Origin of the sequence: Pseudomonas sp. ENNP23, assembly GCF_001728945.1 — a bacterium.
In the GTDB taxonomy this organism is placed as follows: Bacteria; Pseudomonadota; Gammaproteobacteria; order Pseudomonadales; family Pseudomonadaceae; genus Metapseudomonas; species Metapseudomonas otitidis.
Genome location: NZ_LYSP01000027.1, coordinates 66388 through 87092, shown reverse-complemented (window position 1 = coordinate 87092; position 20705 = coordinate 66388). Strand labels below are relative to the sequence as shown.

Genomic DNA, 20705 nt, shown 5'->3' with positions numbered 1-20705 from the left:
TTTTTTTTGTCTGGAGTTTGGTGGGGAAGGGCCGCTCAGGTACGAGCAGCCCGGATCGGTTGACGGGTGCGGGGAACTACCAGAGCACCGAGGACCAGAAGACCTGGCCAACGATCTCCAACTCAGCCAGCGCTCGCTCTTCATCCGGGTACTCGTCCCGTTGGTGGCTGCGCAGGCGTACCTGGCCGGCGGGCAGGCGGTGGAGGATCTTCACCCGGAGCATGCCGGCATCGAGCAGGGCATAGGTCTTGCCATCGATGACTTCGCGGCGGCCACGGTCGATGCCGAGGATGGCGCCATCGGGAAACAGGGGCGCCATGCTGTCGCCACAGACGATGAGGCAGGCGGCGAGAGCCGGGTCGATCTGGCGCGCCTGAAGTGCGTGTCGGCTGAAGCGGATGCCTGAGTAGTCCAGTTCCTCCAGGGTGTTGCTTTTTTCCTTGGAGGTTGTGGCTTCCCTCAGAAGTGGAAGCTCGATTTCGTACTCGTAGCGGGGAGCATCGGTTTCCCTGATGGTCATGGGGATGACTCCTTCCGGGACCTCGCGCGCTTCTTCTTTGCTGTCGGGGCTGTCGTGAGCCGACTGCACGAGTTGTCCGCCGATGCTGAGAGTCGGCATCTGCAGGCAGGCAAGTATCCGGTTGATTCTCGTCAGCCCTGGCTCGCGGCGGCCGTTCAGCCAGTGCGCGACCGCGCCCTGGGTCACGCCGATTCGTTCGGCCAATTGCTCCTGGGTGACGCCCAATTCTTTCATTCTGGCTTTGGCCAGCAGGTTCCATTTTTTCATGGAGGGCGACAGTACGCGCCGTATTGCCATTCGCCAGTGACCTTGTGTAATACAGGGTTGTATCATCGAATACTATGCGTATTCTGTCTTTGGGATTTTTCCGCAGGTGGCGCTGTATTCGCCCTTCCAGACAATCTGCCTTCTGGCGCTGATGACTGGCAGGAAAGAGGATGGCGCCGGTTTGGGACGTTTCGCCCTCCAGCCGTCGCGTGGTTGCCCGTCCTTGGTATCCCGTGTGACTCCGGGGTTGGATGGGGTGCCAGGAAGGTGCCCTTTCCGATTCGGGGGCTCGCATGGTCCCGGCCAGGGGTGGTGCAGTGACGGGGGAGGGCTTTCTTACGCTGGGGCCAGGTTGCCCTGGTGTCTCGCGAAAGGAGACGCGATGTGCAATTTCAACTGACGGTCCTTTGCTTGGGTATCCATCGTGTCGAGGTGGGCGGGCGTGTCTGCTGTTTCGCTTCCATCGCGCGCGAGCCTGTGACACGGGAGGAGCATCGCTGCAACCGGGGTTATCTGGTGCAGCAGGTGACCGCCGATGTGCGGGTGTTCGAGGAAGTGGGTTGGCTGTCCGGCCCGACGCGGCTGAGTTTCATGTGCTCGATCAGTGAGGAGCCAGGCGGCCATTATCGGCCGCATCTGCTGGCGTTGTGTCATTGAGTGTCGGGGTGAGGTGAGCGCCTGTACGGAGCCTCGCGGTCGGCGCGCGAGACTCCGGGGCGGTCAGAGGAAGATGAACTTGGCGATGAAGATCGCGCAGAGCACGTAGAGGCTGAGGGACACCTCGCGGTAGCGGCCGGTGAAGGCCTTCATGGCGACGTAGCTGACGAAGCCCAGGGCGATGCCGTCAGCGACCGAGAAAGTCAGCGGCATCATGATCACGGTGACGATCGCAGGGATGGTCTCGGTGTGTTCGTCCCAGTCGATGTGGGCCATGCCGCCCATCATCAGCATGGCGACATAGATGAGGGCGCCAGCAGTGGCGTAGGGAGGGATCATCCCGGCCAGCGGGGCGAAGAACATCGCCGCGACGAACAGCACGCCCACGGTGACTGCGGTCAGGCCGGTCCTTCCGCCCGCAGCCACACCGGCCGCGCTTTCCACGTAGCTGGTCACCGGCGGTACGCCGAGCACGCCGCCGAACACGCTGGAGGCGCTGTCGGCCTTCATGGCCCTGGACAGGTTCTCGATGCGGCCGTCCTCCTTCACCAGGTTGGCGCGCTGGGCCACGCCCATCAGCGTCCCGGCGGTGTCGAACATGTGCACGAAGAGGAAGGCGAGGATGACGCTGACCATGGTCACGTTGAACGCGCCGGCAATGTCCATCGCCATGAATGTGGGGGACAGGCTCGGGGGCATGGAGAACACGCCACCGAACTTGACGATGCCAAGGCCGACGCCGGCCAGGGTGACGGTAAGGATGCTGATGAGGATGCCGCCGAATACGCGGCGGTACTCCAGCACCGCGATCATCAGGAAGCAGATGGCGGCCAGCAGCGGGCCGGGGGAGGTCAGGTCGCCGATGTGCACCAGGGTCGAGGGGTGGGCGACGACGATGCCGGCCGTCTTGAGGCCGATCAGCCCGAGGAACAGGCCGACCCCGGCTCCCATGGCGAATCGCAGGCTGCTGGGGATGCTGTTGAGCAGCCATTCGCGGATGCGCGAGAAGGTCAGCACCATGAACAGCACGCCGGAGAGGAAGACCGCGCCGAGGGCTATCTGCCAGCTGTAGCCCATGGTGTTGACCACGGTGTAGGTGAAGAAGGCGTTGAGGCCCATCCCCGGCGCCAGGCCGACCGGCCAGTTGGCGTAGAGCCCCATGAGGAAGCAACCGAACGCGGCAGCCAGGCAGGTAGCGACGAAGGCGGCGCCGTGGTCGATACCGGCGTCCGCCATGATGTTCGGGTTGACGAAGATGATGTAGGCCATGGTGATGAAGGTGGTGAGACCGGCGGCCAGTTCGGTCTTCACGGTGGTGCGGTGCTGGGTGAGCTTGAAGAGGCGATCGAGCAGGCCCTGGGCAGGAGGGCTTTCGGCGTACAGGTTTTGTTCTTGTTGTCTGGTGCGTTCCACAGCAGGTACCTCTCATTCGTTGTTGTGAGCTTCTTCCCGGCTGGTTACCTGGGTCCCTTGCACGGAGGGGGAAGCCTTGAGGTTTTTGCCCGGCGGGCTGACGCATTTTCTGACTTTTGAGTCAGAAAGTATGCAGTTGGATTATGTGTTTGTGTACAAAAAAGTCAATTGGAGTTTGCGTGGCCTTGTGTACGAATCTTCACGGTCCTAGACTGCGATAGCTGGACTGACCGGTAAGACCACAACAACAAAGCCTCCGGTATCCGTGGCTCCCTGCTGCGCGCCGCGAAGGCACCCCAGGAGATCACTCCAATGCTCAAGTGGTGTTCGCGCTCGATTTTCCTTCAGGTCGTCATCGGCCTGGTCATCGGTATCCTCTGTGGCGTCGGCTTCCCCGAGTTCTCGGCGCAGCTCAAGCCTCTCGGAGATGGATTCATCAAGCTGATCAAGATGCTCATCGCGCTGATCGTGTTCTGCGTGGTGGTCAGTGGCATCTCCGGTGCCGGTGACCTGAAGAAGGTGGGCCGCATCGGCTTCAAGTCGGTGGTGTACTTCGAGGTGTTGACGACCCTGGCGTTGCTGATCGGCCTGCTGGTGGCCTACGGCTCCGGGCTGGGGGAGGGCGCCAACATCAATCTCAGCGAGTTGCCGGCGGGTGATGCGGCGGCCTACACCTCGCGCACCGGCGACCTGCATGGGCCGGTGGCGTTCCTGATGGGGCTGATTCCCAACTCCGTACTGGGAGCCTTTGCTGATAACGACATCCTCCAGGTGCTGGTGTTCTCGGTGCTGTTCGGTTGCGCACTGAACATGGCTGGGGAGTCGGCGGCCGGTATTGCCCGGCTGATCGGTGAGCTGAGCCAGGTGATCTTCCGGATCATGGGGATGATCGTGCGTTTGGCGCCGATCGGGGTGTTCGGCGCCATCGCCTTTACCACCAGCAAATACGGCATCGACTCCCTGCGCCACCTCGGCGGCCTGGTGCTGGTGTTCTACCTGACCTGCGCGGCCTTCGTGCTGCTGGTGCTGGGGACGGTGCTGCGGGTTTCGGGGCTGCGCCTGTTGCCATTCCTCGGCTACCTGCGGGAGGAGTTGCTGATCGTGCTGGGCACCGCTTCATCCGATGCGGTACTGCCTCAGGTCATGCGCAAGCTGGAGCACCTGGGCATCCGCACTTCCACCGTGGGGCTGGTGATCCCCACCGGTTACTCCTTCAATCTGGATGGCTTCTCCATCTATCTGACCCTGGCCATCGTCTTCATCGCCCATGCCACCGGCACACCCCTGGCGATGAACGACCTGCTCACCATCCTGCTGGTCTCCCTGGTGACCTCCAAGGGCGCCCACGGCATCCCGGGCTCGGCGCTGGTGATCCTCGCGGCGACCCTGGCGGCAGTGCCGGCGATCCCGGTGGTCGGCCTGGTGCTGGTGCTTTCGGTGGACTGGTTCATGGGCATCGGCCGGGCGCTGACCAACCTAATCGGTAACTGTGTTGCCACCGTCGCCATCGCCCGCTGGGAGCAGGACATCGACCTGCAGCGGGCCCGTGGCGTGCTGGCCGGCGAGCAGGGGCTGGCCTTCAAGGCGCGGGCTTCTGCCGATTGAGTACGGACCGATCGGGCAGGCATGATGCTGCCCGGCGCCGGGCCTGAACGGGTCGAAGAGGAAGCGAATCCATGTCTACCACCCTGGTGGGGTCGGTTGTGCAGTCGTTGCGTGAAGCCATCGAGCAGGGCCGTTGGCCTGCCGGGGAGATGCTGCCCGGGCAGCGGGAGCTGGCCGACCAGCTCGGGGTCAGCCGGCCCTGCCTGCGCGAAGCCGTCACCGTGCTGGAGACCCTCGGCATGGTGCGCTCGCTGCCCGGCAAGGGGGTGCAGGTGCTGGCGCAGGAGGCCGCCGACGTGGTTGAGCCGCGCGTGGCGGCCGGGCATCGCATGGCTGACATCCTCGAGCTGCGCTATGCGCTGGAGCCCTTCATCGTGGGGCTGGTGGCACAGTCCATCGCCAGTGCCGACCTCGATCGCCTGCGCCTGCGCCTGCTGGATTTGCGCGATGCCGCCGAGGACGGTGCGCTGGATGCCTTCGTCGAGGCCTATCTGGGGTTTCACCGCCTGCTGGGCAATCTCACCAGCAATCCGATCTTCCAGCACCTGGTTGGCCAGGCTGGGGATGCGCTGGCCCGCAGCGATGTGTTGCTGCGCCAGGGCGCCGACCAGCTTGAGGCGCGAGTGCGCGAGCATGAGGCGCTGGTGCAGGCCATTCGTCGCCGCGACAGCGCCCTGGCTGCCGACCTGATGCGCCTGCACCTGGCCAATGAGGCTCGCCGTCTCGACCTGCCGCTGCAGTTGCCGGAGCCGCCGATGAGTGCCTCCAAAGCGTGATGTTCTGTGAGCTGCGGGCGGTTTGTGTACAATGCGCCACACTTTCATGCGGCTGATGGCTTGGGTGCTGGCGTAAAGGCATCCCGTCGGCATAGTGTCAGCCCATTCCCGCTTTTGAACTTCACTGTGTGGTCCTCATGAACGACGTCGAGCAAAGTCTGAAGAAACCGCCGCGTGCCACCAAAGGCACGCGCAGTGGAACCCAGGACGAGGTGGTCTACGCGCATATCTTCGAAGCCATCCTCGAGCAGCGCCTGGCACCGGCCACCAAGCTCAGCGAGGAGGCCCTCGGCGAGATCTTCGGCGTGAGCCGCACCATCATCCGACGCGCGCTGTCCCGCCTCGCCCACGAGGGTGTGGTGCTGCTGCGGCCGAATCGGGGTGCCGTAGTGGCCAGCCCGGGTGCCGAGGAAGCACGGCAGATCTTCTACGCACGTCGGATGATCGAACGGGCCATCACCGAGCTGGCCTGCAAGAACGCCACCCCCGAGCAGATCACCGGGTTGCGCCAGATGGTGCTGGAGGAGCGCGCCTGCTTCGCCCGGGGCGACCGTGGGATGGGTATCCGCCTGTCCGGGGAATTCCATCTCAAGCTGGCTGAGGCCGCAGGCAACTACACCCTGCTTGGTTTCCTGCGCAGCCTGATTTCGCAGACCTCGCTGATCATCGCGCTCTACGAAAGCAGCAGTCGCACCCATTGTTCCGACGAGGAGCACGACCGGGTGATCGACGCGATCGAGGCAGGTGACGTGGACACCGCCGTGGAACTGATGATGCGCCACATGGACAGCGTCGACGCCAAACTCAACCTCGATGGCGAGACGGCTTCCGATGATCTGCACGCGGTGTTCTCGCACATCCTGCAGAACAAGAAGAAGGGTGCCCGCGCTTCCCGTGGCGCCTGATTCACGCAGGCATGAAAAAGCCCCGTTTCCGGGGCTTTTTCATGCCTGGCCATCCTAGCCCTGACGAGCGGAGCCGGAGGGCGATTGCCGGTCCAGCTCGCGGCAGGCGCGCTGGATCATGCCTTCGGTGATGGGAATCTCGCGTCCCTGTGCATCGATGATGGCGCCGCCCACCGGTTGCTCGGGCTTGAGCGGGACGACGCGGCGGTTTTCGGTGCGGGTCTGCAGGCTCATGGGGAGGTCTCCTCATCAGGTGGTGTGTGCAGTCTAGGTCCGTCAGATGAAGGCAAGATGAAGGCGATAGCGCCGGGAAAACGTCACATCTTCGGGATCGGAAGCCCGAAGCAGGTGCCGTGCCAGCGCAGCCGCAGCGGTTGACCCGGGCGCGGCAGGAAACGTTCAGACGAGGTGTGCATGTCGATATTCCGAATGGGTCTGATCATCAATCCCCTGGCCGGCGTCGGTGGCCCCGCGGCATTGCGGGGCAGCGACGGTGTGGCCGGGCTCGCACTGGAGCGCGGCGCCGTGCCCCAGGCCCAGCAACGTACGCGCCTGGCCCTGGAGCCTCTGTTGGGGCTGGCGGAGCGCATCGAGTTCCTTTGCCTGCCCGGCGCCATGGGCGGTGAGTTACTGGCGCAGATGGGCTTTCGTCATCGCCTGCTGGGCACGCTGGACGGACCGAGCGGTGCCGACGATACCCGCCGTGCGGTGCAGGCGATGCAGGAGGCGGGTGTCTCGCTGATCCTCTTCGCCGGTGGCGACGGTACGGCCCGGGATGTGGGGGACGTGGCGCGAGCAGGCCAGCCGGTGCTGGGCATTCCTGCCGGGGTGAAGATCCAGTCCGGTGTCTACGCCATCAGCCCCCGCGCCGCTGGGGAGCTGGCCCAGCGCCTGGTAGAGGGCGGCCTGGTGCGCCTGGCCAGTGGCGAGGTGCGTGACCTGGACGAAGCGGCGCTGCGTGAAGGGCGGGTGGCCTCGCGCTGGTACGGGGAGCTTACGGTGCCGGTGGAGGGGCACTTCATGCAGCAGGTGAAGCAGGGCGGGATGGAATCGGAGGAGCTGGTGCTGCTGGAGTTGGCCGACTGGCTGGCGGAAGAGTGGCAGCCCGGCGTGCGCTATGTCTTCGGCCCGGGGTCGACCCTTCACGGGCTGGCCGCCAACCTGGGACTGGATGGCACGCTGCTTGGCGTAGATGTGGTGGAGGATGGGCAGTTGATCGCCCGCGATGTGACGGAGGCCGAGTTGCTGGCGCTGGTATCGGACCATCCGGCGTTCATTCTGGTGACTGCCATCGGTGGTCAGGGGCACATCATCGGACGCGGCAACCAGCAGATCAGCCCTCGTGTGCTGCGCGCCGTCGGGCTCGACCGATTGAGGGTGGTGGCGACCAAGCGCAAGCTCGCTACCCTGCAGGGTCGGCCCTTGCTGGTGGACAGTGGTGACCCGGTGCTGGATGCCGCATTCCCAGATGCGATACGGGTCTGGTCGGGCTATCGCGAGGAGCTGCTGTATCCCGTCGGCTGGGCATCGGAAGAGGGCGAGTAGGCCGATGGCTACAGCCTGATCGGCTAAGCCGACGCTCTTGAGTCGACTCCCTGCCCTGGCCTGGTGGGCAGGTGGTGGGTAGGGTGTGCAAGCCTGCTGTCCCGGTTCCCATGCCCGGCGCAATCTCCTCAGGGCTTATGGTTGGGGCGTCGAGCATGGGGACCGGGGCGGCAGGTTCCTTTTGCGGTTTCATCCTCCCTTTCGATATTTCTCCGCTCCCTCGTCTCCTTCCCACACTGTGCGCCAGCACCATGACGTCCTGAGTGTTTCCAGCTAGGGTGGCGCCTGGATTCGTGCCCGTTCGCCAGGGCGCCAGCAAGGGAGGCCGGCATGTGCAGCAAGGCATTCAGGTTCGTACTGGGCATTGGCCTGTGGTGGTTCTGCCTGGTCGGGTGGGCGGCCGTCGACGGCGGGCGCCTGGTGGAGGCGGCCCGCACCCAGGTAGGGGTCACCCTTGGCTATGACCCCACCTACCGGCGCATTGCCTACCCCGGTGGGGATGTGCCCATGGCCACGGGTGTCTGCACCGACGTGGTCATCCGTGCGCTCCGTGCCCAGGGCCTGGACCTCCAGCAGCGCGTCCACGAGGACATGCGCCGGCACTTCTCCGCTTATCCCCGGCATTGGGGGCTGAAACGCCCCGACCCCAACATCGATCATCGCCGGGTGCCCAACCTGATGACCTGGTTCGATCGCCAGGGCCTGTCCCTCAAGGTCGGGCAGGTCGCCGCCGACTACCAACCTGGCGACATCGTCACCTGGGACCTGGGGCGCGGCCTGCAGCACATCGGCATCATCTCCGACCGGCGCAGCCGCGAGGGCACGCCGTTGGCGCTGCACAACATCGGCCAGGGCACGCGGGAGGAGGACATCCTGTTCCGCTGGCCGATCCTGGGTCATTACCGTTTCGCAGCGCACTGAAGCGCGCCTATCATCTCCCCACATTTGCCCCGGAGCTGGATCATGCCCAGTGAGACCCAACCGCCCTTCATCGGTCCAGAAGACCGCGTGGTGCTGTTCGACGGCGTCTGCAAGCTCTGCAATGGCTGGGCACGCTTCCTGATCCGGCATGACCGTCGCGAGCGCCTCAAGCTGGCGTCGGTGCAGTCTCCCGAGGGACAGGCGTTGCTCGCCTGGTACGGCCTGCCCACCGACCACTTCGAGACCTTGGCCTACATCGAGGGCCAGCGTCTGCATGTGCGCACCGATGCGGTGTTGCGGGTGCTCGGGCAATTGCCGGCGCCCTGGCACTGGCTGAGGCTCTTCCGCGTGGTGCCCGCGCCCGTGCGGGACTGGCTCTACGACCGCGTTGCCCTGAACCGCTACCGGCTCTTTGGCCGGCACCCGGTGTGCATGCTGCCCCATCCCGATCATGAGAGGCGCTTCCTGCATGGCGAGCGCTGATCCCAGGCTGTACGCCAGCCTGGCCCGCTGGGGGCTGGCGCTGTTGTTTCTCTACCACGGCATCGTGCCCAAGCTGCTCTGGTTGAGCCCGGGTGAACTGGAGATGATCCGCGCCCACGGCTTCGAGCAGGCGCGGCTCCTAGCGGCCCTGGCCGGTGTGGCCGAGGTGGTGCTGGCCCTGGCATTGCTGGTGGTGCGCAGGCGTCGCTGGCCGCTGGCCCTGAGTGCGCTGGCCTTGATCGGCTTGCTGGTGGACGTGGCAGTGGTGGCGCCGGGCTTCCTGGTGCAGGCCTTCAACCCGGTGTCCACCAACCTGACGGCGTTGTTCCTCTGTGCCATCGGCTGGCTGGCGGAGCGCCCGGAAAACCCGCAGAGTGTCGCCTCTTCCCGTTGATCGAGTCCTGGTATGGGTCTGCTTTCCTCTCGCCGGCGTGGTGCCCTGCGCATGGCGATGCAATTCGTCGCGCCCTACCGCGGCCGGGTGATCGGTGCCCTGCTGGCGCTGCTGTTCACCGCCGGCATCACCCTGTCCATGGGGCAGGGCATCCGCCTGTTGGTGGACCGTGGCCTGGCGACCCAGTCGCCAGAGGCTCTGAACCATTCGATCCTGTTCTTCTTCGCGCTGGTGGTGGCCCTGGCTGTGGGTACCTTCACCCGCTTCTACCTGGTGTCGTGGGTGGGCGAGCGCTTCGTGGCGGACATCCGCATGCGGGTGTTCAACCACCTCATCGAGCTGCACCCGGGCTTCTTCGAGAGCAACCGGGCCTCGGAAATCCAGTCACGGCTGACTGCCGACACGACCTTGCTGCAGTCAGTGATCGGCTCCTCGCTGTCCCTGGCGCTGCGCAACGGCATCATGTTGGTGGGCGGCATCGTGCTGCTCTTCATCACCAACCCCAAGCTGACCGGCATCGTGGTGGTGGCGTTGCCGTTGGTGGTGGCGCCGATCCTCCTTTTTGGTCGGCGGGTGCGCAGCCTGTCGCGGCAGAGCCAGGACCGCATCGCTGACGTGGGCAGCTACGTCGGTGAGACCCTGGGCCAGATCAAGACCGTGCAGGCTTACAACCACCAGGCCCAGGACCGGCTTCGTTTCGGCCGTACCGTGGAAGGCGCCTTCGACACGGCACGCAAGCGCATCGCCCAGCGCGCCTGGCTGATCACCGTGGTGATCGTGCTGGTGCTGGGGGCGGTGGGGGTGATGCTCTGGGTGGGCGGGATGGACGTGATCGCCGGGCGCATCTCCGGCGGTGACCTGGCGGCGTTCGTCTTCTATAGCCTGATCGTCGGCTCGGCTTTCGGGGCCATCAGCGAGGTGATCGGCGAATTGCAGAGCGCAGCCGGGGCCGCCGAGCGCATCGCCGAACTCTTGGCGACGCGCAGCCTGATCCAGGCCCCGCCCGCTAACCAGCTTCAGCGCCTGCCGCCCCGGCCCGTCGGCGCGCTCAGCCTTGAGGCGGTGCGCTTCGCCTACCCCTCGCGCCCGGGTGTGCCGGCCATCGACGGCATCGACCTGGAGATCCGCCCCGGCGAGACGCTGGCACTGGTGGGGCCATCTGGTGCGGGCAAGTCGACTCTATTCGACCTGCTGCTGCGCTTCTCCGATCCGGATTCCGGCGAGGTTCGGGTAGATGGGGTGCCGCTCAGGTCGCTGGACCCGGCCGACCTGCGCCGTTGCTTTGCCCTGGTGTCGCAGTCGCCGGCGCTGTTCTTCGGCAGCGTGGAGGAGAACATTCGTTATGGCTGCCCGGCTGCCACCGCCGAGCAGGTGGAGGCGGCGGCACGTGCCGCCCACGCCCACGAGTTCATTGCGCGCATGCCCGATGGCTATCGCACCCACCTAGGCGATGCCGGAGCCGGGCTGTCTGGCGGGCAACGTCAGCGCCTGGCCATTGCCCGCGCGCTGCTGGTGGATGCGCCCATTCTGCTGCTGGACGAGGCGACCAGCGCGCTGGACGCCGAGAGCGAATACCAGATTCAGCAGGCGCTGCCGGCGTTGATGCAGGGGCGTACGACCCTGGTGATCGCTCACCGCCTGGCGACGGTGCAGCGGGCGGACCGCATCGCGGTGATCGATCAGGGCCGCCTGGTGGCGATCGGTACCCACGCCGAGCTGGTGCACAGCAGCCCGCTGTATGCGCGCCTGGCCGAGCTGCAGTTTTCAACCCATGGGGACGCGGCGGGTGACCGCGCCTGAGGAGCTGTTGGTGTCAACGGAACTGAACGTGCTGGTGCTGGGTGGCTATGGCAATTTCGGCCGCCTGATCGTCCGGCGCTTGGCCAGTGTGCCCGGTGTGCGGGTGCTGGTGGCGGGGCGCAACCTGGAGAAGGCTCAGGCGGTGGCCGAGGCGCAAGGTGCCCGTGCGGTGCGGCTGGATATCGACGAGCCGGGGCTGGCGGAGGCGTTCTCGCAGTTCGACGTGCAGGTGGTGATCTCCACCGTGGGGCCGTTCCAGGGGCAGGACTACCGCGTCGCCGAGGCCGCCCTGGCGGCGGGTTCGCACTACATCGACCTGGCGGATGCGCGGGGCTTCGTGTGCGGCATCACCCGGCTGGACGAGGTGGCCCGTCAGCGCGGCGTATTGCTCTGCGCCGGGGCGAGCTCCGTGCCCGGCCTGAGTGCGGCGGTGGTGGATGAGCTGCTCCCCCGTTTCGGTCGCCTGGAGCGCATCGAGCATGGCATCAGCTCTTCGGAAAAGACGCCGGGCGTCTCCACCCTGGCAGCGGTGCTCAACTATTGCGGGCGGCCGATCCGTTGCTGGCGGGAAGGGCAGTGGCGCTCGGTGCATGGCTGGCAGGACCTGCGGCTGCAGCGCTTCCGCCTGCCCATGGGGGGCCGCTGGATCGGCGCCTGCGATGTACCGGACCTGGAGCTTTTCCCCGCGCGCTACCCCGGGGTGCGGGAGGTGAGCTTCCGCGCCGGTGTCGGCCTGCGTCTGACTCAGTTCGGTACCTGGGCGCTGTCTTGGCTGGTGCGTGCCGGCTTGTTGCGTGATGCCGTTCGGCTTGCGCCGCTGCTGCGGCGGGGGGCGGTGATGCTGGAGCCGCTGGGAGACGGGCTGAGTGGCATGTTCGTGCGGCTGTCCGGCCAGGACCCGAGCGGGCTGCCGCTGACGCTCACCTGGGAGTTGCTCGCCCATGACAACGACGGCCCCAATATTCCCTGCATGGCGGCCGTGGCGCTGGTGCGCAAGTTGGCGAATGGCAGCCTTGTGGCGCGTGGGGCAATGCCCTGCATCGGCCTGTTCAGTACCCAGGAGTACCTGGCAGAGCTGGAGGGCATGCGGATCGAGATCCAGGTGCGCGAGGGCTGATTGCCAGTCATGAAAAAACCGGCCACCAGGGCCGGTTTTTTCATGGGGTCGTAACTCAGCGGTATTCGCAGAGGTAGGCGGTGTCCTGAGCGACCTTGAGCTGGAACTTGCTGTTGGCCGGTACGGTGAACCGGGTGCCGGCGGCGAAGGTTTCCCATTGCTCGCTGCCCGGCAGCTTGACGGTCAGGGCGCCGGCGATGACGTGCATCACTTCCAGCTGGTTGGTGCCGAATTCGTAGTCGCCAGCGGCCATGACGCCAATGGTGGCGGGGCCTTCGCTCATGCCGAAGGCGATGGATTTTACAGTGCCGTCGAAGTACTCGTTGACCTTGAACATGGGGCGGGCTCCTTGGAAAGGGGTCTAAAAAGGCTCGCCAGTATGCCGAAGGCGTCTGACAGCGTCACTAGTCCCTTTGGGTCGGCGATGCTGGCAGGAGAAGGGGCAATAGCCGGGCGGTATTGCGCGCATCTTCCAGGGCGCGGTGCTGTTGTCCCTGGAAGCTGAGTCCGGCCAGTTGCAGGGCGGCATTGAGGCCGACCGGGCGCTTGAGTTGGCGGGCTTTCGCGAAGTGCTGCTTGAGGTTCAGGTGGGGGAGGTTCGCCAGCAGGCTGTTGAGCTGGTTTTGCCGCCACTCCTGTTCCAGTTGGCGGCGGTCGTAGTCGCCCCAACTGCCCCAGCCCACCAGGCGAGCGTGGTGGTTGTCGAGCCAGCGCTCGAAGGCTGTCCAGACGCTGGGCAGGGGCTGCGCGGTGTCCACATTGGCCTGGGTGATGTGAGTGAGTTCGCGGCAGAACGGTGTCAGGCAGGGGCGTCGCTGCGGGCGCACGAAACGCTGGAAGTGGTCCAGCTCACGGCCCTCGGTGCTGACCAGGGTGGCGCCGATCTCGATGATTTCCATTTCCTCCATGGGCCAGCCGCCTTCGTCGGTGGTGGCTTCCAGGTCTATCACCAGCCAGTGCGGCATGGGGCTCTCCTTGGCGCCTGCAGGGTGTCTGCGATGGGCTGCGAGCGAGTATGGGGGCGCTTTCGCGGCACCGCAAACCGCGTGATAGGCTTCTTTGGACAGTCGAATGCGGAGGTGTGAGATGGCGAAGGTGAGCTTTATCGGGTTGGGCGTGATGGGGTTCCACATGGCCGGTCACCTGGCCTGCGAAGGGCATGAGGTGCGGGTCTACAACCGCACGTTGGAGAAGGCCCTGCTCTGGTGTGACGAGTTCGCCGGCGAGTACTTCGCAACGCCCCGCGAAGCGGCTGAGGGCTCCGAGTTCGTGATGACCTGCGTTGGCAATGACGATGACCTGCGTGCAGTACTGCTCGGCGATCATGGCGCCTTTGCCGGCATGTCCCCGGGGAGCCTGCTGGTCGATCACACCACGGCCTCGGCATCCGTGGCCCGCGAGTTGGCGGTCCTGGCTGCGGAGCGGGAGCTGGGCTTCCTCGATGCGCCGGTGTCCGGCGGCCAATCTGGCGCCGAGAGCGGCATGCTGACCATCATGGTGGGCGGCGAACGAGAACTGTACGAGCGGGCGGCACCTGTCATCGAGGCTTACGCGCGGATGAGCCGCTTGATGGGGCCCACCGGTAGCGGGCAATTGACCAAGATGGTGAACCAGATTTGCGTGGGGGGCCTGTTGCAGGCGCTGTCCGAGGGGCTGCACTTCGCCCGCAGTGCCGGCCTGGATGCGGTGGCGGCGATGGAGGTGATCGGTAAGGGGGCAGCGCAGTCCTGGCAGCTCGACCACCGTCACCAGAGCATGCTGGAGGGCAAGTTCGACTTCGGCTTCGCGGTCGATCTGATGCGCAAGGACTACGCGATCGTTTTCGAGGAGGCGCAGCGCAACGGTATTTCGCTGCCGGTGACCGAGCTGGTGGATCGCTTCTATGGGGAGATTCAGCAGGAGGGTGGCGGTCGTTGGGACACCTCCAGCCTGATCACGCGGTTAACCCGCTGACGTGTCAGGCGCGAAAGATGAGGTACACCGCGCCGAGCAGGTTCAAGCCCTGTCCAGAGGTACTCCAGCTTCAGCGGCTGTTGCACGAAGTAGACGCTGAAGGGAGGCAGGGCTCCTGCATGGTCTTCAGTTGGGCGACCGATGGTGCGGTATAGCCGGTAGGGTTGGCAGGCACACCAGTAGCTGGTGCTCGAACAGTGCGATACCCCAATTGATGAGCGCGGTTCAGGGTGCCTTGCCAGGGAAGGCCATGAGGGGGAGAGGCTCAGGAGGATGGCAGCCTGTATCCAGATGGGCACGGCAGAGCCTGGGTATTGGATGAAACAGAGGCTTAATGGGCATGGCGGCGGGGTGAGAAGGGGGCTTGATGCGGAGTGTGTGGGGGTGGCTGGCCGTTGCGGTGCTGGCGCTTTTGGCGGGCGGCCTGGGCTGGTGGAGTTGGACGTTGCGCGCGCCGACGGCACAAGTGGTGAGCCTGGTGGTTCCGCCGGCCTTCGTCTTGGCCAGGGATTTCAGTTTCGATACCTATCGCTTGGCGTGGAGTGGGCGCGATCTGGAACTGCTCGACGAGGCGGGGCGCTCCTTGTGGCGAACGAATGGGGCATTTCTTTCGGCTGGGAAGGCTGAGCCGGCGTTGCGCTGCGATGAGCAGAGCCTGGAGGGATTCCAGGTTGCCGGTGGTCGGCTGCAGGTCTTTGGTCACCTGCGCTGCACGGATGGCCGTGTCAGCACTTATCGCCTGGCGATGCAGGCTGAAGGTGAGCGTGGCGTGCGCGTTTCGGTGATCGTGGGTGATCCCGCACTCGACCGGCTCACCCTGCGTTGGCAGCAAGAGCCCGACGAGCGGTTTAGAGGTTTCAGCGATGCCGCAACAGGCAGTGAAAGCGCAGTGTCGGTGCCTGTTGTTGAGGGGCGATGGATGGGGGAACCTTCTCGGTCGCTGCTGTTGATTTCGTCGCACCGGGCGTTCCAGAGCGGGGTGGGAACCAGGCAGTTCTTCGGGCTGGAGAGCGCTGGAGTCGTTTCTCTGGAGGTCGAGGCCGGGAGCCTTGAGTTGCGGGTGGCCAGGGCAATGCCATAAACGGCCTTCCGGCGCCGCTGTTCGGGCTTGGTGGCGGGTTTGTGCGGGCTCTCCACAGCCGGCCTTCACGCGAGTAGAATCCGCGCTCCCATCAGCCCTGTCATCACTCCGCGATCATGATCTGCCGAGCAGGTTGCGGTGCCTGCTGCATCGCACCGTCCATTTCTTCCCCCATTCCAGGCATGCCCAACGGCAAGGTCGCCGGACAGCGTTGTCTGCACTTGTCCCCCGATCATCTATGTCGGTTGTTTGGCAGGCCTGAGCGTCCAGACGTTTGTTCGGCCTTTGATGCCGATCCTTTTGTCTGTGGCGAAACCCGGGAGGAGGCTATACGTTTGCTGGGCTGGCTGGAACAAGAGACCGCTGTGGCGGTCAGGCACTCTGTCCGGTAGGCGTCCAAGAGGGACGATGACTGATCATCGAATAACAAGGAGAAGAAGGATGGTTTCGCTGCAACGAATCGCCATGGCCTGCGGGCTGGGTGTCCTGCTGGCGTCGGCTGCCCACGCCGAGGACTGGAAGCTGGCCAAGGACGAAGATGGCATCAAGGTCTATCTCAGCGAGGTATCCGGGTCCAAGTACAAGGCCTATCGCGGGGTTGTCACCATCAAGTCGGACGTCGCTACCCTGCGCAAGTTGCAGGAGGATGTGTCCGGTTCCTGCAAATGGATCCACGAGTGTGAGCGGCAAAAGCTGCTGAAGAGCGACGGCGCGGATAGCTGGACCTACACCCGTTTCAATACGCCTTGGCCGGTGACCCCGCGTGATTCGGTCATCCATGCGGTTACCAGCGAAGGCACCGATGGCAGCCTGACGCGCACCCTCAAGGGCGAGCCGACGTACATGCCGGAGGAGAAAGGTTACGTTCGGGTGGCGTCTGTTGAGGGCGTGTGGAAGTTCGTACCAAAAGGCGCCGATACGGTGGAGGTGATTTATCAGGTCCATACCGAGCCGGGTGGCAGCGTGCCGTCCTGGCTGGCCAACAGCTTCGTGGTCGATGCGCCGTTCAATACTCTGGACCACCTGCGCAAGCTGGCCGAGAAGAAATGATCCATCGCTGAGATGAAAAAGGCTGCCAATAGGCAGCCTTTTTAGTGGAGTCCGCGTTTACTTGCGAGCGTTGAGCTCGACATAATCGCGTTGCTCCGGGCCGGTGTACAGTTGGCGTGGACGGCCGATCTTGTACGGGCTGGAGAGCATTTCCTTCCAGTGAGAGATCCAGCCAACGGTACGCGCCAGGGCAAAGATCACGGTGAACATGCTGGTCGGGATACCGATGGCCTTCAGGATGATGCCGGAGTAGAAGTCCACGTTCGGGTAGAGGTTGCGCTCCTTGAAGTAAGGATCGTTGCGCGCGATCTCTTCCAGCTTCATGGCCAGTTCGAGTTGCGGATCGTTGATGCCCAGTTCGGCCAGTACTTCATCGCAGGTCTGCTTCATGACCTTGGCGCGGGGGTCGAAGTTCTTGTAAACGCGGTGACCGAAGCCCATCAGCTTGAACGGATCGTTCTTGTCCTTGGCCTTGGCGACGTACTTCTCGATGTTGGAGACATCGCCGATCTCGTCCAGCATGGTCAGCACTGCTTCGTTGGCGCCGCCGTGTGCCGGGCCCCAGAGGGCGGCAATGCCGGCAGCGATGCAGGCGAACGGGTTGGCGCCGGAGGAGCCGGCCAGGCGAACGGTAGAGGTGGAGGCGTTCTGCTCGTGGTCCGCATGCAGGATGAAGATGCGATCCATGGCCTTAGCCAGTACCGGGCTGATCGGTTTGATCTCGCACGGGGTGTTGAACATCATGTGCAGGAAGTTTTCCGCGTAGTTCAGGTCATTACGCGGGTACATCATGGGCTGACCCATGGAGTACTTGTAGACCATCGCTGCGATGGTCGGCATCTTGGCGACCAGGCGGATCGCGGAGATCTCGCGATGGTGCGGGTCATTAATGTCCAGGGAGTCGTGGTAGAAGGCGGAGAGGGCACCAACTACGCCGCACATGATGGCCATCGGGTGAGCATCACGACGGAAGCCGTTGAAGAAGCTCTTCAGTTGTTCATGCACCATGGTGTGATTCTTCACGGTGCCGACGAACTTGGCCTTTTCCTCGGCACTGGGAAGTTCGCCGTTCAGCAGCAAGTAGCAGGTTTCCAGGTAATCGGAATTCTCGGCCAGTTGCTCAATGGGGTAGCCGCGGTGAAGCAGAATGCCCTTGTCGCCGTCGATGTAGGTGATCTTCGACTCACATGAGGCGGTAGACATAAAGCCAGGATCAAACGTGAAGCGCCCCGTGGAGGTCAGGCCCCGCACATCGATTACATCGGGACCTACGGTTCCGGACAGAACGGGCAGCTCGACGGGGGCTACGCCCTCGATGATCAACTGCGCTTTTTTGTCAGCCATAACGGCCTCCTATTTATGCTTGAAATCATCAGACAGCCCCCCACGCAGGGCCCGCATCACTATAGAGGTATAAATCCGAATGTCAATTTGGAGAAACCCATGTGGCAGGCGGGTTTGCGGGCGTTTTTCGAGTAAAAAGGCGGCCTATTTACGCCTTTTATTTAGGGTGTGCAATCCGCTATTGGGTGGGGGGGATTGCGTTGTCATTAGTCAGCTAACTGTCTATACTCACGGCCCGACCTCAGGGGGCTTTGAAGGCCTGTAATCCGGAGGTTGGCACTCCCTTGGTGAGGGGTACCTGACCAGTGCACTTCCCGACAACTTGCCCTGATTGTTAGGGGCCTCAGTGTGAAAAAAAGCCGTGAATAGCCAACGACCTGTAAACCTAGATCTCAGGACCATCAAACTCCCGATCACAGCTTATACGTCCATTCTTCACCGCATTTCTGGTGTCATCCTCTTCATCGGTATTGCTGTGCTGCTCTACGCACTTGGCAAGTCGCTGGAGTCCGAGGCTGGCTTCGAGAGCGTGAAAGCGTGTCTGACCAATCCGCTGGCCAAGCTTGTGATTTGGGGCCTGCTGTCCGCACTGCTCTATCACTTGGTGGCTGGCGTGCGCCACCTGGTAATGGATGCGGGTGTCGGTGAGACGCTCGAGGGCGGCAAGCGGGGCTCGAAAATCGTCATCGCAGTTTCGGCTGTGCTGATCATTCTCGCGGGGGTATGGGTATGGTAACTAACGTCACGAACTTCTCGCGTTCGGGTCTCTACGACTGGATGGCTCAGCGCGTCTCTGCGGTCGTTCTCGCGGCTTATTTCCTTTTCCTGCTGGGGTACCTCGTTGCTCACCCCGGACTGACCTTCGCCGATTGGCATGGTCTGTTCTCACAGAGCTGGATGCGCATTTTCAGTCTGCTCGGACTGGTCGCCCTGGGTGTCCATGCCTGGGTCGGCATGTGGACCATTTCCACTGACTACCTGACGCCGATGGCGCTGGGGCGTTGGGCGGTGGTCGTGCGTTTCCTGTTCCAGGCCGTTTGCGGTATGGCGATGTTCGCCTACTTCGTCTGGGGCGTTCAGATTCTGTGGGGTATCTGATTCATGGCTAACATTCGTACTCTTTCCTTCGATGCCATCATCGTCGGTGGTGGTGGTGCTGGCATGCGCGCTGCTCTGCAGCTGGCTCAGGGCGGTCACAAGACTGCCGTGGTGACCAAGGTCTTCCCGACCCGCTCCCATACCGTTTCCGCCCAGGGTGGCATCACCTGCGCCATTGCTTCGGCCGACCCGAACGACGATTGGCGCTGGCACATGTACGACACCGTCAAGGGCTCCGACTACATCGGTGACCAGGACGCCATCGAGTACATGTGCTCCGTGGGGCCGGAAGCCGTGTTCGAGCTTGAGCACATGGGTCTGCCGTTTTCTCGTACCGAGCAAGGCCGCATCTACCAGCGTCCGTTCGGTGGACAGTCCAAAGATTTCGGCAAGGGCGGCCAGGCGGCTCGTACCTGCGCTGCAGCTGACCGTACCGGTCACGCACTGCTGCACACCCTGTACCAAGCCAACTTGAAGAACGGCACCTCGTTCCTTAACGAGTGGTATGCCGTTGATCTGGTGAAGAACCAGGACGGCGCCATCGTTGGCATCATTGCCATCTGCATCGAGACCGGCGAAACCGTCTACATCCGTTCCAAGGCTGTTGTTCTGGCCACCGGCGGTGCAGGCCGTATCTACGCTTCCACCACAAACGCCCTGATCAATACCGGTGACGGCGTTGGCATGGCCCTGCGTGCTGGCGTGCCGGTCCAGGACATTGAGATGTGGCAATTCCACCCGACCGGTATTGCCGGCGCCGGCGTGCTGGTGACCGAAGGTTGCCGTGGTGAAGGTGGTTATCTTATCAACGCCCATGGCGAGCGTTTCATGGAGCGTTACGCTCCGAACGCCAAGGACCTGGCAGGCCGTGATGTGGTTGCCCGCTCCATGGTCAAGGAAGTGATCGCCGGTAACGGCGTCGGGCCGAACAAGGACCACGTCCTGCTGAAGCTGGACCACCTCGGTGAGGAAGTCCTGCACAGCCGCCTGCCCGGCATCTGCGAACTGTCCAAGACCTTCGCGCACGTCGACCCGGTCGTTGCGCCAATCCCGGTCATCCCGACCTGCCACTACATGATGGGGGGCGTTGCCACCAACATCCACGGCCAGGCCATCACCCAGGACGCCAACGGTAACGACACGATCGTCGAAGGTCTGTTCGCGGTGGGCGAAGTCGCATGTGTATCCGTACACGGTGCTAACCGCCTTGGCGGCAACTCCCTGCTGGATCTGGTGGTCTTCGGTCGTGCAGCTGGTCTGCACCTGGAGAAAGCCCTCAAGGAAGGTATCGAAACCCGTGGTGCAAGCGACACCGACATCGAGCAGTCGCTCAAGCGTCTGGCTGGTGTCAACGAGCGCTCCAGCGGTGAAGAAGTTGCCCCGCTGAAGCGTGAGCTGCAACAGTGCATGCAGAACTACTTCGGTGTGTTCCGCACCGGCGAATACATGCAGAAGGGCATCGCCCAGCTTGCCGATCTGCGCGAGCGCATCGCCGGCGTCAAGATCAACGACAAGTCCCAGGCTTTCAACACTGCGCGCATCGAAGCGCTGGAGTTGCAGAACCTGCTGGAAGTCGCGGAAGCCACTGCCATCGCTGCCGAGGTCCGCAAGGAGTCCCGTGGTGCCCATGCCCGCGAAGACTTCGAGGATCGGGACGACGAGAACTGGCTGTGCCATACCCTGTACTTCCCGGGTGAGAAGCGCGTATCCAAGCGCGCCGTCAACTTCGCGCCGAAGACCGTTCCGGCCTTCGAACCCAAAGTACGTACCTATTAA

Annotated in this window: 23 protein-coding genes and 1 pseudogene; 17 read left to right on the top strand and 7 right to left on the bottom strand. The window is 63.8% G+C overall.

Annotated features, from left to right (window positions below; all coding sequences use genetic code 11):
• Positions 1-76: 76 nt before the first annotated feature.
• The gene (locus A9G05_RS16285; protein WP_171902724.1) at positions 77-754 is read right to left on the bottom strand and encodes a S24 family peptidase; all 678 of its coding nucleotides are present in this window, start codon (positions 752-754) and stop codon (positions 77-79) included.
• Positions 755-1171: 417 nt separating this feature from the next.
• Between A9G05_RS16285 and A9G05_RS16280 the strand changes: the two genes are divergently transcribed.
• Entirely contained in the window at positions 1172-1444 is a 273-nt protein-coding gene (locus tag A9G05_RS16280; RefSeq protein WP_069561968.1) for a hypothetical protein, read from the top strand.
• Positions 1445-1507: 63 nt separating this feature from the next.
• On the opposite strand, the gene A9G05_RS16275 is transcribed toward A9G05_RS16280, so the two are convergent.
• The gene (locus A9G05_RS16275; protein WP_069561967.1) at positions 1508-2857 is read right to left on the bottom strand and encodes an NCS2 family permease; all 1350 of its coding nucleotides are present in this window, start codon (positions 2855-2857) and stop codon (positions 1508-1510) included.
• A 312-nt stretch (positions 2858-3169) separates the two neighbouring features.
• Here A9G05_RS16275 and A9G05_RS16270 point away from each other — a divergent pair, with 312 nt between their 5' ends.
• The 3 genes from A9G05_RS16270 to A9G05_RS16260 all read left to right on the top strand — a co-directional run bounded on the left by A9G05_RS16270 (position 3170) and on the right by A9G05_RS16260 (position 6143).
• Positions 3170-4462, top strand: coding sequence for a C4-dicarboxylate transporter DctA (locus A9G05_RS16270; RefSeq protein WP_069561966.1), 1293 nt, complete (start codon positions 3170-3172; stop codon positions 4460-4462).
• Positions 4463-4533: 71 nt separating this feature from the next.
• A complete protein-coding gene (locus A9G05_RS16265; RefSeq protein WP_069561965.1) occupies positions 4534-5238 on the top strand; it encodes a FadR/GntR family transcriptional regulator in 705 nt (234 codons plus the stop codon).
• A gap of 137 nt (positions 5239-5375) precedes the next feature.
• Complete coding sequence (locus tag A9G05_RS16260) at positions 5376-6143, top strand: GntR family transcriptional regulator (protein ID WP_069561964.1); 768 nt, start codon at positions 5376-5378, stop codon at positions 6141-6143.
• A 54-nt stretch (positions 6144-6197) separates the two neighbouring features.
• Here the strand turns inward: A9G05_RS16260 and A9G05_RS16255 are convergent, their stop codons facing one another.
• Positions 6198-6377, bottom strand: coding sequence for a PA1571 family protein (locus A9G05_RS16255; protein WP_069561963.1), 180 nt, complete (start codon positions 6375-6377; stop codon positions 6198-6200).
• 180 nt (positions 6378-6557) lie between these two features.
• On the opposite strand from A9G05_RS16255, the gene A9G05_RS16250 reads away from it, so the two are divergent.
• The 6 genes from A9G05_RS16250 (at position 6558) to A9G05_RS16225 (ending at position 12403) form a co-directional block, all read left to right on the top strand.
• Positions 6558-7688, top strand: coding sequence for an ATP-NAD kinase family protein (locus A9G05_RS16250; protein WP_069561962.1), 1131 nt, complete (start codon positions 6558-6560; stop codon positions 7686-7688).
• Between the two features lie 330 nt (positions 7689-8018).
• A complete protein-coding gene (locus A9G05_RS16245) occupies positions 8019-8609 on the top strand; it encodes a DUF1287 domain-containing protein (RefSeq protein WP_069561961.1) in 591 nt (196 codons plus the stop codon).
• 39 nt (positions 8610-8648) lie between these two features.
• A complete protein-coding gene (locus A9G05_RS16240; protein WP_170832299.1) occupies positions 8649-9092 on the top strand; it encodes a thiol-disulfide oxidoreductase DCC family protein in 444 nt (147 codons plus the stop codon).
• Complete coding sequence (locus A9G05_RS16235; protein WP_069561959.1) at positions 9079-9486, top strand: DoxX-like family protein; 408 nt, start codon at positions 9079-9081, stop codon at positions 9484-9486. The genes A9G05_RS16240 and A9G05_RS16235 overlap by 14 nt, the downstream gene beginning before the upstream one ends.
• Positions 9487-9498: 12 nt before the next feature.
• On the top strand, positions 9499-11286 hold the full coding sequence (locus tag A9G05_RS16230) for an ABC transporter transmembrane domain-containing protein (protein WP_069561958.1): 1788 nt from the start codon (positions 9499-9501) through the stop codon (positions 11284-11286).
• 10 nt (positions 11287-11296) lie between these two features.
• Complete coding sequence (locus tag A9G05_RS16225) at positions 11297-12403, top strand: saccharopine dehydrogenase family protein (protein ID WP_240923363.1); 1107 nt, start codon at positions 11297-11299, stop codon at positions 12401-12403.
• A 55-nt stretch (positions 12404-12458) separates the two neighbouring features.
• Here the strand turns inward: A9G05_RS16225 and A9G05_RS16220 are convergent, their stop codons facing one another.
• On the bottom strand, positions 12459-12740 hold the full coding sequence (locus A9G05_RS16220) for a pyrimidine/purine nucleoside phosphorylase (RefSeq protein WP_069561956.1): 282 nt from the start codon (positions 12738-12740) through the stop codon (positions 12459-12461).
• Positions 12741-12807: 67 nt separating this feature from the next.
• On the bottom strand, positions 12808-13368 hold the full coding sequence (locus A9G05_RS16215) for an exonuclease domain-containing protein (RefSeq protein ID WP_069561955.1): 561 nt from the start codon (positions 13366-13368) through the stop codon (positions 12808-12810).
• 106 nt (positions 13369-13474) lie between these two features.
• On the opposite strand from A9G05_RS16215, the gene A9G05_RS16210 reads away from it, so the two are divergent.
• Complete coding sequence (locus A9G05_RS16210) at positions 13475-14356, top strand: NAD(P)-dependent oxidoreductase (RefSeq protein ID WP_256548434.1); 882 nt, start codon at positions 13475-13477, stop codon at positions 14354-14356.
• 4 nt (positions 14357-14360) lie between these two features.
• On the opposite strand, the pseudogene A9G05_RS28160 reads toward A9G05_RS16210, so the two are convergent.
• A pseudogene (locus A9G05_RS28160) lies at positions 14361-14631 on the bottom strand (DMT family protein).
• 92 nt (positions 14632-14723) lie between these two features.
• On the opposite strand from A9G05_RS28160, the gene A9G05_RS16205 reads away from it, so the two are divergent.
• From A9G05_RS16205 to A9G05_RS16200, 3 genes are all read left to right on the top strand, one after another.
• Positions 14724-15437, top strand: coding sequence for a hypothetical protein (locus A9G05_RS16205; RefSeq protein WP_069561953.1), 714 nt, complete (start codon positions 14724-14726; stop codon positions 15435-15437).
• Positions 15438-15553: 116 nt separating this feature from the next.
• Positions 15554-15829, top strand: a complete 276-nt coding sequence (locus A9G05_RS26685; RefSeq protein ID WP_083265649.1) for a YkgJ family cysteine cluster protein — start codon at positions 15554-15556, stop codon at positions 15827-15829.
• Between the two features lie 49 nt (positions 15830-15878).
• On the top strand, positions 15879-16487 hold the full coding sequence (locus A9G05_RS16200) for an START domain-containing protein (protein ID WP_069561952.1): 609 nt from the start codon (positions 15879-15881) through the stop codon (positions 16485-16487).
• A gap of 57 nt (positions 16488-16544) precedes the next feature.
• Here the strand turns inward: A9G05_RS16200 and gltA are convergent, their stop codons facing one another.
• Complete coding sequence (gene gltA, locus A9G05_RS16195; RefSeq protein ID WP_069561951.1) at positions 16545-17831, bottom strand: citrate synthase; 1287 nt, start codon at positions 17829-17831, stop codon at positions 16545-16547.
• 361 nt (positions 17832-18192) lie between these two features.
• On the opposite strand from gltA, the gene sdhC reads away from it, so the two are divergent.
• Genes sdhC through sdhA form a run of 3 tightly spaced genes read left to right on the top strand, consistent with a single transcriptional unit; the run spans position 18193 to position 20705 of the window.
• Entirely contained in the window at positions 18193-18567 is a 375-nt protein-coding gene (gene sdhC, locus A9G05_RS16190) for a succinate dehydrogenase, cytochrome b556 subunit (protein ID WP_069561950.1), read from the top strand.
• Positions 18561-18929, top strand: a complete 369-nt coding sequence (gene sdhD / locus A9G05_RS16185) for a succinate dehydrogenase, hydrophobic membrane anchor protein (protein WP_044400195.1) — start codon at positions 18561-18563, stop codon at positions 18927-18929. Before sdhC ends, sdhD begins: the two co-directional genes overlap by 7 nt.
• A 3-nt stretch (positions 18930-18932) precedes the next feature.
• Entirely contained in the window at positions 18933-20705 is a 1773-nt protein-coding gene (gene sdhA / locus A9G05_RS16180; RefSeq protein ID WP_069561949.1) for a succinate dehydrogenase flavoprotein subunit, read from the top strand.